The organism is Thermomicrobium sp. 4228-Ro (genome assembly GCF_026241205.1).
Lineage (GTDB): Bacteria > Chloroflexota > Chloroflexia > Thermomicrobiales > Thermomicrobiaceae > Thermomicrobium.
On record NZ_JAPFQM010000006.1, the window covers coordinates 444,057 to 456,902 of the forward strand.

Here is a 12,846-nt window from a genome sequence, read left to right on the forward strand (position 1 = left end):
ATCCGGTTACACGGTCCGCCGGAACGTGCTCGCCCTCGCCAGCGCGGGCTCCGGTGCCGCGCTCGCTGCGAACGTCGCACCACCGACCACACGACGAGCGACGAGACAGTCGCCTTTCCGTTGTCGAGCGTCCATCGTTGTATGCGCGGTACGCGAGAGGCGACGCGCCGATGACGATCGACCACGCGGTGGAACAGCTCCTCGAGCGGATCCGGCAGGACCCCGAGCTCCGTCGGCGACTCGCCCAGCTCGTCTTCGGGCCGGAGTCGGTGCGGTTCGCCGACCAGATCGGTCAGCTCGCTGCCCTGCTCGGACGACTGGCCGAGACGGTGCAGGGCAGCTTCCGGGCGATCGGTGACCGCTTCGCCCTCATCGACGCCCGCCTGGCCGAACCGAGCCGGATCGTCGACGAGCTGGCAGCGCAGCAGAGGGCGACGACGAACCTGTTGCAGGCGCTCACCGACCGGATGGAGCGGGTCGAGCGGCAGCAGGCCGAGACGACCGTGCAGATCCAGGCCCTGACGAGCCGGATCGAGCGAGTCGAGCAGCAGATCGCCCAGCTCACCGACCGGATGGAGCGCGTCGAGCAACAGATCGCGGAACTCACCACGGTCGTACGGCGGCATACCGATGACCTGGCACAGCTGCGGGAGGGTTCTTCGAGGACCGCATGCGCGACCGCGCTCCGGCGATCTTCGGCAGCTGGATGGATGCCACGCGGGTCGTCCCACCGATGGAGAGACGGAGGCTCGTCCGCGAGAGCCTGACACGGAGCCAGCTGCAGCGGTTGCTGGATGCCGACCTCATCGTGACCGGTGTATTGGACGAGCACCCAGTGACTCCGAGGTCTGGTTGGTGATCGAAGTCTCGACGACGGTCGGTGCGAGCGACGTGGAGCGGGCGCTGGCCCGTGCGAATTTGCTCCGTCGTGTCGTCCCGAACGTCCTTCCCGTCGTCGCCGGTGACCAGCCGGTGGACCAGGCACGGAAGATGCCGGAAGAGGAACGGGTCGTTATCGTTCGCGCCGGGACGCTCACTGGTTGGGACGAAGCGATCGAACAGTGGGTGGTAGCAGCCTGAGCAGGCACACCGCTGCAAGCCCGAACGGCTCGATCGCGGATCAGGACGCGATCGGTCGCAAGTGGAAGACGATCGCTGTCCGGGGACGATTGTTGCGGTCGGGGACACCAGGGCAGAGTTCGTAGCCAGCGTACTCCATCTGTCCGACGTACCGGTACACGCCAGGTCGTACCAGCTCGAAGAGATGAAGCTCCCGGCCCTTCTCGCGGTGTTCCAAGATCGCACGGTTGCCTCGCGTGAAGGTCATGTCGCCGTGCTGCCCCTCACCGCTCTACCGATAGAACCGGCCGTCTTCGCTCCACCCATCCCGGTAGCCATAGTCGCCCCCGCGAGGTGACGAGAAGAGCAAGACGAAGCGGCTCCCGCGCGGGGTGACGATACCGGATTGACGCTGGCCGCCGACGAGCCGGTGGATATCCTCGCGCCGGTACTCGCGTCCGGGGACGAACATCGCCGCCACCTCGTCGAACTCACGATGAGAAAACGCCGTCCTGCACTGGATTGTACGCGAAGGCGTCACCGGTAGACACAACGGTACCAGGGGCTCTGAACGACCTGCCGTTCGGCAGTTCCTGGCAGCGTCTGCTGCTGAAGGCTGCGCTCACTGTGCCAAAACGTGCACTGGGTATGCGATCCAGACTTCCGCACGCGAGCCATGCGGCTAAGATACCAACGGGAGGGCGGGTTGGCACCCATGGCCCGTCGGGTACTCGTCTCGGTACACGATGTCGCACCAGCCTGGGTCGAGGAAGTCCGCTGGCTGCTCCGCGAACTCGATACGATCGGCGCGCGCCCGCGGAGCCTCCTGGTGATCCCCTGCCACAACGGCCGGGACGATCTGCGCCGCTGCCCCGAGTTGGTCGAGTTACTGCAGGTGGAGGTCGCGAACGGTTCGGAGGTCGTGCTCCACGGCTACACGCACGCTCGAGCCGGGCGCTGGCGGGGCGACCCGCTCACCGTGGCACGCGCGGCGCTCTTCGCGCGCGAGGTGGCCGAGTTCGCCAGCCTGGAGTGGCCGGAGCAACGGGCTCGGCTGATCGCTGGGCGCGAGATCCTGGCCGCGTGTGGGTTGGAGACGACTGGCTTCTGTCCACCGGGGTGGCTCCATACCGCGGAACTGCCAGGCTTGCTCGCGGAACTCGGCTTCGCCTACCTGGTCGAGATGCTCTTCCTCGTCGATGTCCGCGACCAGCGCCGTCTGCCGACCCCCTGGACGGGCTTCATGGGAACCCCCTGGCTGCACGAGGGGCTCGCGCAGCTCGGCGCCCGGCTTCTCGCTCCCTGGCGGGCACGAGCCCGGACGATCTCCGTCTTCTTCCATCCACAGGGAGCACCCGATTCACCGGTCTGCCGACGAGCCTTACGCGAACTGGCACGCGAGCTGGAACGGGGAGGCGAACCGTCGACCTATGGAGCAGCGATCGCACTGCCCTGAGTTGAGCATCGTCATCCCGGCTCGCAACGAGGCGGCGACGATCGAGCGCGCGCTGGTCTCGGTCCTGCACCAGGCCTGGCCGCTCGAACGGCTCGAGGTCATCGTCGTCGATAACGGTTCGACCGATGGTACTGCTGCCGTCGTGTGTCGCTTCGCGCACGCGCATCCCGAACTGCAGCTCCAGGTCGTGCACGAGCCGCGTCCCGGCGTGAGCCGGGCATGGAACCGCGGTGCACGGGTCGCGCGCGGGAAAGTCCTCCTGTTTCTCGATGCGGATTCGCGCCTCGCACCGACGATGGTGCCGGCCGTCCTGGCCCACCTGCATCGCGGCGAGGCCGCGGTGAGCCTCCGCGTGGTCGCAGACTCGAACGACCCGCTCGACCGTGCCTTCTTTTTCCTGGCGACCTGGATGAAGGAGCGGGTGCGCGTCCCGACGCAGCTCTGTGCAGTGCGCCGCGACGTCTTCTGGGCAGTGGGCGGCTTCGACGAGCGCCTGCGGGTCGCTGAGGACTACGATCTCCTGCGCCGAATCAGTGCAGCAGGGTATCGGGTCGGCTTCGTGACCGAGAGCGTCGTCCTGACTTCGACCCGACGCCTCCACCGTTGGCCGCTGCGGATCGGTCTCCTCGTCACCGCGCTGCACTGGCTGCTCGCACTGGTCGGTATCGGCCGGGACTGGCCGTACTGAAACGAGGCCCGGCGTGGACGACCGGATCGACCTTTCCGTGGTGATTCCGGCGCGGAACGAGGAAGCGTTCATCGGTCGCGCGCTCCGGTCGGTCGCCCGGCAAGCCTGGCCACTCGAGCGCCTCGAGGCGCTCGTGGTCGACAACGGCTCGACGGACGGCACGGCCACCATCGTCGAGCACCTCGCCCCGGTACTCGTCCCGCTCCGGGTCGTACTGGTCAGCGAGGCCAAGCCGGGGCGCAGCCGGGCGAAGAACCGGGGGGCTGCGGTCGCCACCGGTGACATCCTGCTCTTCCTCGATGCTGACTCGGTGATGGCACCGACACTGGCAGCGGAGATCATCGCGCACCGGCATACCGGCTATCCAGCGGGGAGCGTGCGGGTCATCGCCGAGACGACCGACTTTTTCGACCGCTGGTTCTTCGAGCTCATGGAGATCGGCAAGACCTCCTTCCGCATCCGGGCACAGATGCTGTACTGTAGCCGTGAATGGTTCGAACGCAGCGGAGGGTTCGACGAGTCGCTCGAGATCGCGGAAGATCGAGAGTTCCTCCAGCGACTCCAGGGAAGGGGCGTGCCGGTTTGCCACCTGACGACGAGCTGGATCGCGACGTCGCCGCGCCGCCTGCACCGCCTCCCGCTCCGGCTGGGGCTGGTCACGACGTTCCTCCGCTGGCTCCTCGCCGAACTCGGCATCGGTCGGCGCTGGCGCTATTGAAAGCGTTTCCCTGGTGGCTGATCCGGCTCGGCCGCGCAGGCGGCGGCCGGGCGATCGGGCTGCTCGCCGTCTGGCTGGGCTGGGAACGCTTGACGGATCTCCTCTGGCGACCGCGCCCCGTACGCCCAGGCGGGTTCTTCCGCTACCGGATCGTCCGCTACCGGGGCCCGGTGGCAGTGCTGGCCGATGGGACTCGGGTGAAGCCAGGTGACCTGGTGGTCGAACTCCACTTCGACAATCGCCGGCTCCTGGCGCTCTCGCTCGCGGGCGCGCAGCTCCCCTGGGATCTCCTGCGTCTGGCACGCCTGGATCTGGCTGAACTCGCCTGCCGTATCGCGCGCGGCGAACTCGGCGAGGTACAGGCACTGGTCGGGATCACGCTCTTCGCACGGGCCGGGAGGCGGCTGGGCTTCGAGGTGCATCCGCTGCCGCCGACCTGGTACCACCGCTTGCAGCGCTTCTTCTTCGTCGGCTTGATCGCCATTTACCATCCGCTCGGCTGGCAGATGGCCGATCGGTACCGCGAGCGGGCCTGGCCAGGACGCGCCTGGATGAGTCGGACGGCGTTGCTCGCCCGTTACGGTGCGGGCTGCTGACGGCGCGAGCGCGCTCCCGGCGTTGCATGGATCGTCTCGTGCGCCGCACCACGCAAGAGCCGACGCAGCCCCCAGCCTTCGACGAGGAGGAGTGCAGTGACCAGGCTGGCGCTGGTGACGCACCACTGGCAGATGGCGTGGATGACGAAGAGTTCCAGGTACGTGAGGTAGGCCGAGTAGAGCGTGCCAGCCAGTGCGATACCCATCGCGACGCTCGTCAGCAGCTCGCGTTGCTGCCACCAGCGCCAACGGGCGATGCCGAGTGCCAGGAGGACGAGATACATCCCGAGGCCGAGCAGCGCGATCGGGATCCCCCGATCTTGGCGTACGGACTGTTCTGCACGGTCGAGCAATCACCGATGCCACAGACGAGGAGGGCATCGTCGAAGGCGACGACAGTGAGATAACCAGCCACGACGACGCCGGCCGTTGCCAGGACGAGCGAGAGGAGCAGCCAGCGCGGTCGCCGGTTCACGGGAGCGCCTCCTCGATCCGGCTCGTGAGATCGGCCAGGCTGGAGATCGTGAAGGGTGCGCTCCCGTTCACGCTGAAGGACGGTGTGGCGCGCACACCGAGCGACTGGGCTTCGCGAACCATCTGCTGGACGTCGTCCTTGTGCGTGCCGTCACGGAGACAGCTCCGGAAGGCGTCCACGTCCAGCCCGACGACCCGGGCGATCTCCTCGAGTCGCCGGTCGCTGAACGAGCCGACATTCTCACCCTTCTGGTTGGCGTAGAGCGCTGCGTGGAACTCCCAGAACTTCCCCTGGTCGAGCGCGCAATAGGCTGCCTCAGCCGCCCGGGTCGATTCCGGTCCGATGAAGGCGAAGTCGCGGAACTCCCAGCGCACCTTACCGGTCGCGATGTACTGCTCGAGCACGGTCGGGAAGAAGCGCTGCTCGAAGGCTCGGCAGGCTGGGCACTGGTAGTCACCCCATTCGATCACGTGAACGGGTGCATTGGGGTCACCGAGCATGCGACCGTCACGCGGGACACTCGTGTACTTAGAGACGTCCGGCATCTGGACGGCCGCGACCTGCTCAGTACTGCGCTGGCTGAGCCAGATCCCGATCCCCGCAGCGACCAAGGCGAGGACGACCGGAACCGTGATGAAGAGGAGGCGACGCCGGCGAGCCCGCCGGTCGGCTTCCAGCTTGCGCTGCACCCGGCGCGGCATGCCTCCCCGCGCGGACTGCATTCCGGCCTTCGGTGGCAAGCTCTGCGATGTCGACATCGTCCGACCCTTCCGTCGAGTTACCGTCTTCCGTCGCGCGGAATGGTACCAGAGGCAACAGGACCGGAGCGAAGACCGGACTGTCATACGGAGGGGACTCCGCGATCCGAAGCGCCGGTGGTACCGAGCCAGCGTTCTCATACCACGCCGCGATGCTGCGGCACACACTCCCCCGTGCCGTAGACTCGATTACAGGAAGGATGCGGCACCCGATGCACAGCCATTCGCCTCCTCCACACAGCGAGCCGATTCAGCTGAGCGAGGCACTCGCCACCGCAGCAGGACGCCGCTGGCTCCGGCGTACCGTGCTGCCAGCACTCCCAGCGAGCGAAGCAGCCCTCCTCGCGGCAGCGCTGCTGGCGTACCGCGACGACTTTCTCTCGTGGCGGCGCGACCGTTCCACCTGGACCGTGATCGAACGACTGGACCGGGAAGCGCTGCTCGCCAACGTGGACTGGCTGGCTGGGAGCAATGCGGCACTGGCGCTGTGGGCGCGACTGATGGAGGAAGGGACAGCGACGCTCGTCACAGCCGCGCTGCGTGTCCTACGGCAGGGCACGCGGATCGCGCGGGAAACCGCGCTCACGCTCCTTCTGGCTGATCCGACCCGGGAGCGGGAACTACCGGCCGGTGCCGAGCGCGCGCTGCTCGCCATTGCCCTCGCTGATCCGGACGATGTGATACGCGGACTAGCGGTCGAGATCGCCGCGCAACGCGTGCCCGACCTCGTCCTCCCGCACTGGCGACGCTGGGTGCTGGATGCCAGCCGACGCGCCCGCCGTGCGACCTGGCGCAGCGTCCTGCGGGCCGATCCGCTGGCGCGCGAGCAGGCACTGGCACTCATGTACAACGAGCGACTGCCCGCCGACGTGCGGAGCGACGCCCTGTGGGCACTCGCACAGGTGATGACGACTGCCGAGATCGCCCCCCTGCTGGCGGCAGCGGTCGTCGACTCTGCCCGTGAACTCGCCGAAGTGGCGGCAGATCTTCTTTGGACCCAGCACCGTCATCCGCTGCCAGCCCAGGCAGCGCTGGAGAGTCCGCACCCGGCAGTACGTCGAGTCGGCGAACACTTGCTCGATCCCCGGCGCGGATCGCCGGCAGCGGGCGGAGCGCGACCAGGTATGCCGATACCGCTCGTCGCGTGGTGATGGTATCCGGCCGGGACTCGTCGTCACGCGCCCTCTCTGGTAACACCGTGTGCTGCACATAAGCCAGCGGCAGACGGTGTCGCGTGCCGTCACCTGCTCGCAAAGCCACGACGCCCGGCACCGGAAGCCGATCGGACAACTGGCCGCACGCGACTCGTTGGATGCTCATCCGGTGGCAGCGGTCGTCAGGACGGTGACGCATGACTCTCACCCCACTCCGCGAACGTGACGATCCGTACCTGCACCGGGCGAGCGAGTAGCGTCGCGAGGACATCCTCGAGCTGCGAGAGCCAGCGACGCTCGAGCGTGCGACGCACCGAGGCATTGGGGACGCCGAGCACGACTTCCCCGGAGGAGAGGACCGCGAGCAGACGAGCCGGGCGGATGCACTCCGCGAAGACTGCTGGGGGCAAGCGTTCGCTGAGGTGCTCCTGCGCGAGCGACCAGAGCGGCGCCAGCCCCGCCGGTGGTTGGGGAAGCGACGATGCTGTCGGCCCTCCGGTAGACTCGACCTCGACCGGTATCGCCCGGGCGAGGCGTGCAGCCATCGCTTCTTCGAGCAGTGAGACCAGCCGATCGAGCGTCTCCGGCGCCAACAGCCCCTCGAGCGGTACGCGTGCATCGGCGGATGCCGGCGGGAGGGGCGGTGCCGCACGAGCGTTCAGCTCGCGGGGCGGTCCACTGCTCGACCGAACGGCATGGCGCGACCAGCGGGCGAGGATCTCGCGGACCCGCTTCGGCGCGACGTACCGCGAGCCGCTGGCGACCGCCTCGCGGATCGCCGCGACCACCACCTCGGCTGGTCGCTCACCGCGTGCCGCAGCCAGGAGCACGAACTCGCGTTCCAGTTCGGCCAGCAACGAGCGCTCGAGCGGCGAAGCCGGTCGGGCATTCGCTGCTTCGTAGCAGGCGACCACCTCCGGCGACGGTTCGAGCACCGGACCAGCGGCATCGGCCGGGGGTGCTTCTCCGGTGAGGTCAGCAGTCGTCGTAGTCGTTGCAACAACTTGGTCATACGTCGTGTCGAAAGGAGCAACACTGCTTGCCTCCTCTCTGTTGGACGGGCCAACTGTGGTCAGGTCGCCGAGGGGGAAACCACTGTCGCTCGTTGCAACGACGGTCGGGGAACCATCGTTGCTCAGTCCGACATCGGTCACCGAACCACTGTCGCTCCCTCCAACACTGGTCGGGTCGGCGGGAGAGCCGTCGACTGCAGCGGCCTTGCGGCGAGCATGACCGGCTCGGGTGCGAGCCGAGAAACGGGCGTCCTCGGCAGCTGCTCGAGCGGCCAGCTTTTGCCAGAGGGGGTGCCGGCGAACGACCGGCAGGATCTGGTGCCAGACGTTCTCGCGGTCGATCGGTGCGAAGCGCGACGAGAAGATGTGGCGGATGTAGCGGTACACCGCCTCGTCGCGTTCGGCCAGCTCGATGACGCGGAGCACCGCCTCCGGGGTGAGAACGAAGCCTTCGGGCCGATCCTTGACGCGGTAGAAATTGTGCGGGACGCGCCAGCGCCGACCGGCCTCGTCGGTACGGGTCACCATCTCCTTGCGGATTTCGATGAGATCGAGCGCCACGAGGATCTTGTTGATCGTGATGAGCTCACCGCGGTCCTCGCCGTAGAAGGCTGCCTCGGCGTGCTGGGAAGGGAAGGCATAGCCGCGGTAGGGCGAGTTTTCGCGGCGATCCGTCCAGACCGTGTAGGAGTTGAGCAACCCCACCCCCTTGAGGCCGATCAAGGGGGCGAACTGCGTGATGATGGTGTTCCAGTGCCAGAACCAGCCGCGGCGACGGCTGTCCTCACCGCTGCGTTCCGGCTGGGCGTTCGCTTCAGCCGGTGGGTCGGCCATGCTCCGGCCCCTTTCCTGCGTCCCCACCGTCGAGCATAGTAGCACGTGCCGCGTGATTCAAGTGTCAGGTCATTTCTTTCCATTGCTTCCGTGATATTTCCGCGATCGTTGTGCACGCGTGCCGAGTCTTCGTTCGCGTGAGGGTGTCCAGTCTCTCGGAGGAGCGCACCCGCGGCAGAGGGAGTCGTCGCTGTGCGATCGGACGTGCAGTAGTTCGCTGCCTGCTGGCGTGACGCTCGTGCCGAGGACGACGGGAGGGAACGCTACCTGGCGGCGGAGACGGCCCCCGATGCCGGTCATGTGACGAAACAGTGCCGAGGAAGTGGTGTTCTCGTACCGCGCGTCCCGGTCGACCGGGACGGGCGTCCAGCACTCGCTGGGTGGCATGACGCTCCTAGCTGGTTCGGATGCACTCGCGCAACCCCGGCTCCGGCGCCATGGCGGCAGCAACGCCCACGTCGAGTGAGCGATCGACGCGGTTCGGCCCCCGCTCCAGAACCGGGACACACTCGCAAGCAGGGAAAAGCGGAGAGCGAGGTCGTCGTCCACCACGCGGCGGAGCTCCTGGACACCGTCACGGCGGACTTCGAGCACGCAGCACGACAACGGGCGTCTTGCTGGCACGCGCGTGGGGGTGGACGAGTCGTGCAGGAGTGCGAGAGGGCGACCGAGGCGGTATGCGTGCCGGTTCGTGGATCCGTGGCTCCCGGCACCGGGGCGGGGTGGGTTCGTTCGAGCAGAAGGCGCGGAGAACAGGGTGCGTGACGTATTTCCACGACACGCGTGCTTGGAGATTCGTTCACCGCATTCGCTTCGCGTGACGCGAGCGCACGCTCATACGCATCAGCGGCCGCATCGCTTGCGTGATGGATTGCGTGTAACAATGCGTGCTTCAGGGTGCCGTTTTGCTTGACGAGTAACGTGGGTATGCGCTAGAATAGTTACGTGAGCGATAGTGCTGGAGGAATGGCGATGGAGATCTTGCTGCCGTATCGGACCGATCCGCGCTTACTGTTCCAGGTGCTGGAGTACGCGAAGGGGCGTGGGGTCGACCGCAGTGTGCTGGAGGCACGGCTCGGCGGCGGAGAGCCGCTCCGCGAGACGCTCAATGCACTCGAGCAGCTCGGCTTGATCGAACGCGACGATGCCGAGATTCGCTTGACGGAAGCGGGGAGGCGTCTCGCGTATGCGACGGATGCCGCCGAGCGACGGCGCGAACTGGCCCGCGCGGTGCTCGGCTATCCACCGTACGGTGGGGCGATCGAGCGGGCGTTGCGCGAGGGGCTTGCCGTCATCGACGGTCCGTGGGTGGAGCGAGTGTGGCAAGTCGAGATGCGGCTGGGCCAGCCGCGGAACCGCGTCGAGGAGGCGCGGACCTTCTTCTTCAAGCTCGCGGAGGAGGCTGGGTTGGGAGTGTTCCGGCGCGGTGTGCGGGGGCAGCCCTCGCGGCTCATCCTGGCGTCCGATAGCGAGGAGCAGGTGCGTGCGTTGCGACCGCTGCTGGTCGAGGGGCGTAGCGGGACCCCGGAGGGTGAGACGGTCGAGACAGCCGAGCCCGGGAGTGCCGCCTCCGTGCCTGAGCCCGGCCAAGCGTCGTCAGTACTCGAGCGGAGGCTGGCCGGAGCGAGTGGTGTCGCGGTCGCCGTAACGGTGACGGTGGACCTGACGGCCTGGGATTTGGAAAAGATCGATGCGTTTTTCCGCTTACTCGGAGTCGTGCCATTGCGCGACGAACGCTGAGGAACACCGGTGAGGCGTGATGCCGAGCGGGTTCCAGGCGGGCATCACCGGAGCGGAGACGCACTGAGCAGTTGGTCTCCCCCTTCGAGCTCGTACCAGATAGGACCGTCTCGTTCCGGGTACGCGGAGGGGGTGCAACGGTGACCGGTACGCGTCTGCGATGGTACGTCGGAGCCGTCGGGGTGCGTGACTGCGGGTAACGTTGGGTCTGTACCGACCAGCGCTGGCGGGGTCCCCTGAACCGACGCTCGTGCTCACGATCCGACGGGGAGTGGGTACGGACGGCCTGTCGCGAAGCCTTGGACATAGTCGACACGCCAGGACGTCAGGATAGGCAAAAGCCTTGCGTCTTCGACCCCCTCCACGACCGTCGCCAAACCGAGTTTGCGGCAGGTCTGGACGATCGCTTCGGTGACGATCCGGCCTCGTTCGTGGGGGAGAGTCCGGGTCAGTGCCCGGTCGATCTTCACGAGATCGACCGGAAGGAGGGTGAGCGGGAGGCAGCCCTGAAAGCCGGCTCCGAAGTCGTCGAGCGCGATCTCGATGCCCTCCTGCCGGAGGGCTTCGAGCGTCGCGCTGAGTCGAGATACATCTGCGCCGACATGCCCGTCGGTGACCTCCAGGACCAGCCGCCCGCGCAAGGTTCGCGCAGAAAGCGAGGAGAGTCTTCCTTCCGCAGCGAGTTCGAGGAGGGCTGACGGTTCGGCGTTGACGTGGACGATGGCACCGGTGGCAGCGAGGCGGCTGGCCTGTTCGAGGGACGCCTGGAGGTGAGCAGGTTGGAGCCGCAGTTCTTGGACGAGCGGGAGGAAGAAGGCTGGCGAGAGCCGGCGATCACCGACGGTGAGGCGGGCGAGGAGTTCGACACGCGGTGGCTGGCTCGGCTGTAGCGGTGCGATCGGCTGGCCCACGAAGGTGAACCGGCGGTCGAGAAGTGCCTCGACGACAGCGGTCAGTGGTGGTGGAGCTGGATTGGCCTCGTCCGGGGAAAACACGGCGACAGGGTGATCGAGGCGGGTGACGAGCTGTCGTGTTCGCTCGATCGTGGTGTGGAGCGTCTCCTCGCTGACCACACAGCGTTCGGTCACCGGGATGACCGCGAAGATCAGCCGGATGAGGAAGGGCCAGGCGGTGAGGGAAGGGAAACGGTCGCCAGTCGCATCCCGGAGATCGTGCAGCGTCTCGATGAGCTGCTGGCTTGCTGGCTCGTCGGTCACAGCGATGAGGGTACTGGCATCGAGCCGGACGGCGACGAGGGGCCGGAGCCTGGACCGGAGCTGATCGAGCAGCATGGACGAGACGGTATCGAGCGTCAGACAGTCGAGTGAGGAAGCGATGGTGGAGGGACAGCTCAGGTAGCCGACGATGAGGGTCGTCGCCAGGCCTTGGGCTGCTCGGCGCGCGAGGATGCGTGCCGTGTTCGCGAGCGAGAGCTGGGCGGAGCCGGGTGGTCGCTCGCTCAGGTCGATGGCATCCCATCGCGAGGTCGTCATACTGCGCTGCCTGGGGGTGAACTGGAGGAGGACACCCGCGCCATACTGGTCAGTGACCTGGCAGGGGATGACTTGAGCGTCGACGCGGAAGGTGGCCACCGTCTCCTGCGTCACCAGCACCACCGCGTACTCGGTCGCCCGGTGGTGCTCCTGGAGGGCGGCACGCAGGCGGTCCCAGCCAGGCAAGGCCTGCACTAGGTCCTCGAGCTTTCTCCCGGTTGCTGGCTGGCCCGTCAGGGACAAGAAGGCGGGGTTGGCAGCTAGCACATGCCACTCGGGGTCGACCAGACAGAGGGGGGAGCTACTGAGCGACCAGAGTTCGCCCAGTGTCACGGACGTCATGACACCAGCCAGCGCGGCTTCCAGCAGGGGCGTGACCGTCCCGAGGAGCGCGGAAAGCGTATCTGGGTCGGTGCCGTCTCGTGGCTGGCACCAGAGCAGGGCGTGAGGAGAACCGTCGCTGCGGCGGAGCGGCAGGAGGACGCCTGCCTTACGGAAGAGGGCGGGCATGGTGAGTGTCGGGATGGGGGCAGGCAGTCGGAGCAGGTCCGCTTCGGCGGGTAGGGCATCGAGGACTGCAGCGGGGAGGAGCAGCGGGATCTCGTCGTCGCCTGTCTGGGAACTCGTGACGAGGACGAACGGCTCCTGGCGCGTCATCCGCAGCCAGAGCGCGCTGGCACTGCACGGCAGGGTACCGAGGAAGGTGTCGAGGGCCTCCAGGGCCTGAGAGGGCTTGTCGGTGAACATCCGAGCCGTCCCTATCCCCTGTCATCTGATATATCACGACTTTGTATTTTATCACCAGAAACACACTTCAAGCAAGGTACAGCTGTATGCGGGACCGATTTTTCAAATCAATCAA

Annotated in this window: 14 protein-coding genes; 8 read left to right on the forward strand and 6 right to left on the reverse strand. The window is 67.1% G+C overall.

Annotation, left to right across the window (positions count from 1 at the left end; all coding sequences use genetic code 11):
• Positions 1-170 precede the first annotated feature (170 nt).
• Both OO015_RS11600 and OO015_RS11605 read left to right on the forward strand, forming a co-directional pair.
• Positions 171-767: a hypothetical protein gene (locus OO015_RS11600; RefSeq protein ID WP_265941428.1), complete on the forward strand. Its 597-nt coding sequence runs from the start codon at positions 171-173 to the stop codon at positions 765-767.
• Positions 768-855: 88 nt separating this feature from the next.
• A complete protein-coding gene (locus tag OO015_RS11605) occupies positions 856-1,080 on the forward strand; it encodes a hypothetical protein (RefSeq protein ID WP_265941429.1) in 225 nt (74 codons plus the stop codon).
• Positions 1,081-1,120: 40 nt separating this feature from the next.
• Here OO015_RS11605 and OO015_RS11610 read toward each other — a convergent pair whose 3' ends face one another.
• Together OO015_RS11610 and OO015_RS11615 are read right to left on the reverse strand one after the other, a co-directional pair.
• A complete protein-coding gene (locus tag OO015_RS11610; RefSeq protein WP_265941430.1) occupies positions 1,121-1,327 on the reverse strand; it encodes a hypothetical protein in 207 nt (68 codons plus the stop codon).
• A gap of 24 nt (positions 1,328-1,351) precedes the next feature.
• Positions 1,352-1,531: a hypothetical protein gene (locus OO015_RS11615; protein ID WP_265941431.1), complete on the reverse strand. Its 180-nt coding sequence runs from the start codon at positions 1,529-1,531 to the stop codon at positions 1,352-1,354.
• A 243-nt stretch (positions 1,532-1,774) separates the two neighbouring features.
• On the opposite strand from OO015_RS11615, the gene OO015_RS11620 reads away from it, so the two are divergent.
• Genes OO015_RS11620 through OO015_RS11635 form a run of 4 tightly spaced genes read left to right on the forward strand, consistent with a single transcriptional unit; the run spans position 1,775 to position 4,517 of the window.
• A complete protein-coding gene (locus OO015_RS11620; protein WP_265941432.1) occupies positions 1,775-2,515 on the forward strand; it encodes a polysaccharide deacetylase family protein in 741 nt (246 codons plus the stop codon).
• A complete protein-coding gene (locus tag OO015_RS11625; RefSeq protein WP_265941433.1) occupies positions 2,490-3,203 on the forward strand; it encodes a glycosyltransferase family 2 protein in 714 nt (237 codons plus the stop codon). Before OO015_RS11620 ends, OO015_RS11625 begins: the two co-directional genes overlap by 26 nt.
• A gap of 13 nt (positions 3,204-3,216) precedes the next feature.
• Positions 3,217-3,921, forward strand: coding sequence for a glycosyltransferase (locus OO015_RS11630; protein ID WP_265941434.1), 705 nt, complete (start codon positions 3,217-3,219; stop codon positions 3,919-3,921).
• Positions 3,918-4,517: a YkoP family protein gene (locus tag OO015_RS11635; RefSeq protein WP_265941435.1), complete on the forward strand. Its 600-nt coding sequence runs from the start codon at positions 3,918-3,920 to the stop codon at positions 4,515-4,517. Before OO015_RS11630 ends, OO015_RS11635 begins: the two co-directional genes overlap by 4 nt.
• On the opposite strand, the gene OO015_RS11640 is transcribed toward OO015_RS11635, so the two are convergent.
• Together OO015_RS11640 and OO015_RS11645 are read right to left on the reverse strand one after the other, a co-directional pair.
• Complete coding sequence (locus OO015_RS11640) at positions 4,499-4,870, reverse strand: vitamin K epoxide reductase family protein (protein ID WP_323053866.1); 372 nt, start codon at positions 4,868-4,870, stop codon at positions 4,499-4,501. The genes OO015_RS11635 and OO015_RS11640 overlap by 19 nt on opposite strands.
• A gap of 118 nt (positions 4,871-4,988) precedes the next feature.
• Positions 4,989-5,750, reverse strand: a complete 762-nt coding sequence (locus OO015_RS11645) for a DsbA family protein (RefSeq protein ID WP_265941436.1) — start codon at positions 5,748-5,750, stop codon at positions 4,989-4,991.
• Positions 5,751-5,962: 212 nt separating this feature from the next.
• On the opposite strand from OO015_RS11645, the gene OO015_RS11650 reads away from it, so the two are divergent.
• A complete protein-coding gene (locus tag OO015_RS11650) occupies positions 5,963-6,901 on the forward strand; it encodes a hypothetical protein (protein ID WP_265941437.1) in 939 nt (312 codons plus the stop codon).
• Positions 6,902-7,086: 185 nt separating this feature from the next.
• Here OO015_RS11650 and OO015_RS11655 read toward each other — a convergent pair whose 3' ends face one another.
• Complete coding sequence (locus OO015_RS11655) at positions 7,087-8,751, reverse strand: DnaA N-terminal domain-containing protein (protein WP_265941438.1); 1,665 nt, start codon at positions 8,749-8,751, stop codon at positions 7,087-7,089.
• Positions 8,752-9,723: 972 nt separating this feature from the next.
• Here OO015_RS11655 and OO015_RS11660 point away from each other — a divergent pair.
• Positions 9,724-10,491, forward strand: a complete 768-nt coding sequence (locus tag OO015_RS11660; RefSeq protein WP_265941439.1) for a hypothetical protein — start codon at positions 9,724-9,726, stop codon at positions 10,489-10,491.
• A 254-nt stretch (positions 10,492-10,745) separates the two neighbouring features.
• Here OO015_RS11660 and OO015_RS11665 read toward each other — a convergent pair whose 3' ends face one another.
• Entirely contained in the window at positions 10,746-12,731 is a 1,986-nt protein-coding gene (locus tag OO015_RS11665) for an EAL domain-containing protein (RefSeq protein WP_265941440.1), read from the reverse strand.
• Positions 12,732-12,846: the final 115 nt, after the last annotated feature.

Excerpts from the sequence above, each read along its gene's own strand:
- OO015_RS11600 (WP_265941428.1), top strand. The coding sequence starts at position 171 with ATGACGATCGACCACGCGGTGGAACAGCTCCTCGAGCGGATCCGGCAG.
- OO015_RS11645 (WP_265941436.1), bottom strand. The coding sequence starts at position 5,750 with ATGTCGACATCGCAGAGCTTGCCACCGAAGGCCGGAATGCAGTCCGCG.
- OO015_RS11610 (WP_265941430.1), bottom strand. The coding sequence starts at position 1,327 with ATGACCTTCACGCGAGGCAACCGTGCGATCTTGGAACACCGCGAGAAG.
- OO015_RS11650 (WP_265941437.1), top strand. The coding sequence starts at position 5,963 with ATGCACAGCCATTCGCCTCCTCCACACAGCGAGCCGATTCAGCTGAGC.
- OO015_RS11665 (WP_265941440.1), bottom strand. The coding sequence starts at position 12,731 with ATGTTCACCGACAAGCCCTCTCAGGCCCTGGAGGCCCTCGACACCTTC.
- OO015_RS11615 (WP_265941431.1), bottom strand. The coding sequence starts at position 1,531 with ATGTTCGTCCCCGGACGCGAGTACCGGCGCGAGGATATCCACCGGCTC.
- OO015_RS11660 (WP_265941439.1), top strand. The coding sequence starts at position 9,724 with ATGGAGATCTTGCTGCCGTATCGGACCGATCCGCGCTTACTGTTCCAG.
- OO015_RS11625 (WP_265941433.1), top strand. The coding sequence starts at position 2,490 with ATGGAGCAGCGATCGCACTGCCCTGAGTTGAGCATCGTCATCCCGGCT.
- OO015_RS11620 (WP_265941432.1), top strand. The coding sequence starts at position 1,775 with ATGGCCCGTCGGGTACTCGTCTCGGTACACGATGTCGCACCAGCCTGG.
- OO015_RS11655 (WP_265941438.1), bottom strand. The coding sequence starts at position 8,751 with ATGGCCGACCCACCGGCTGAAGCGAACGCCCAGCCGGAACGCAGCGGT.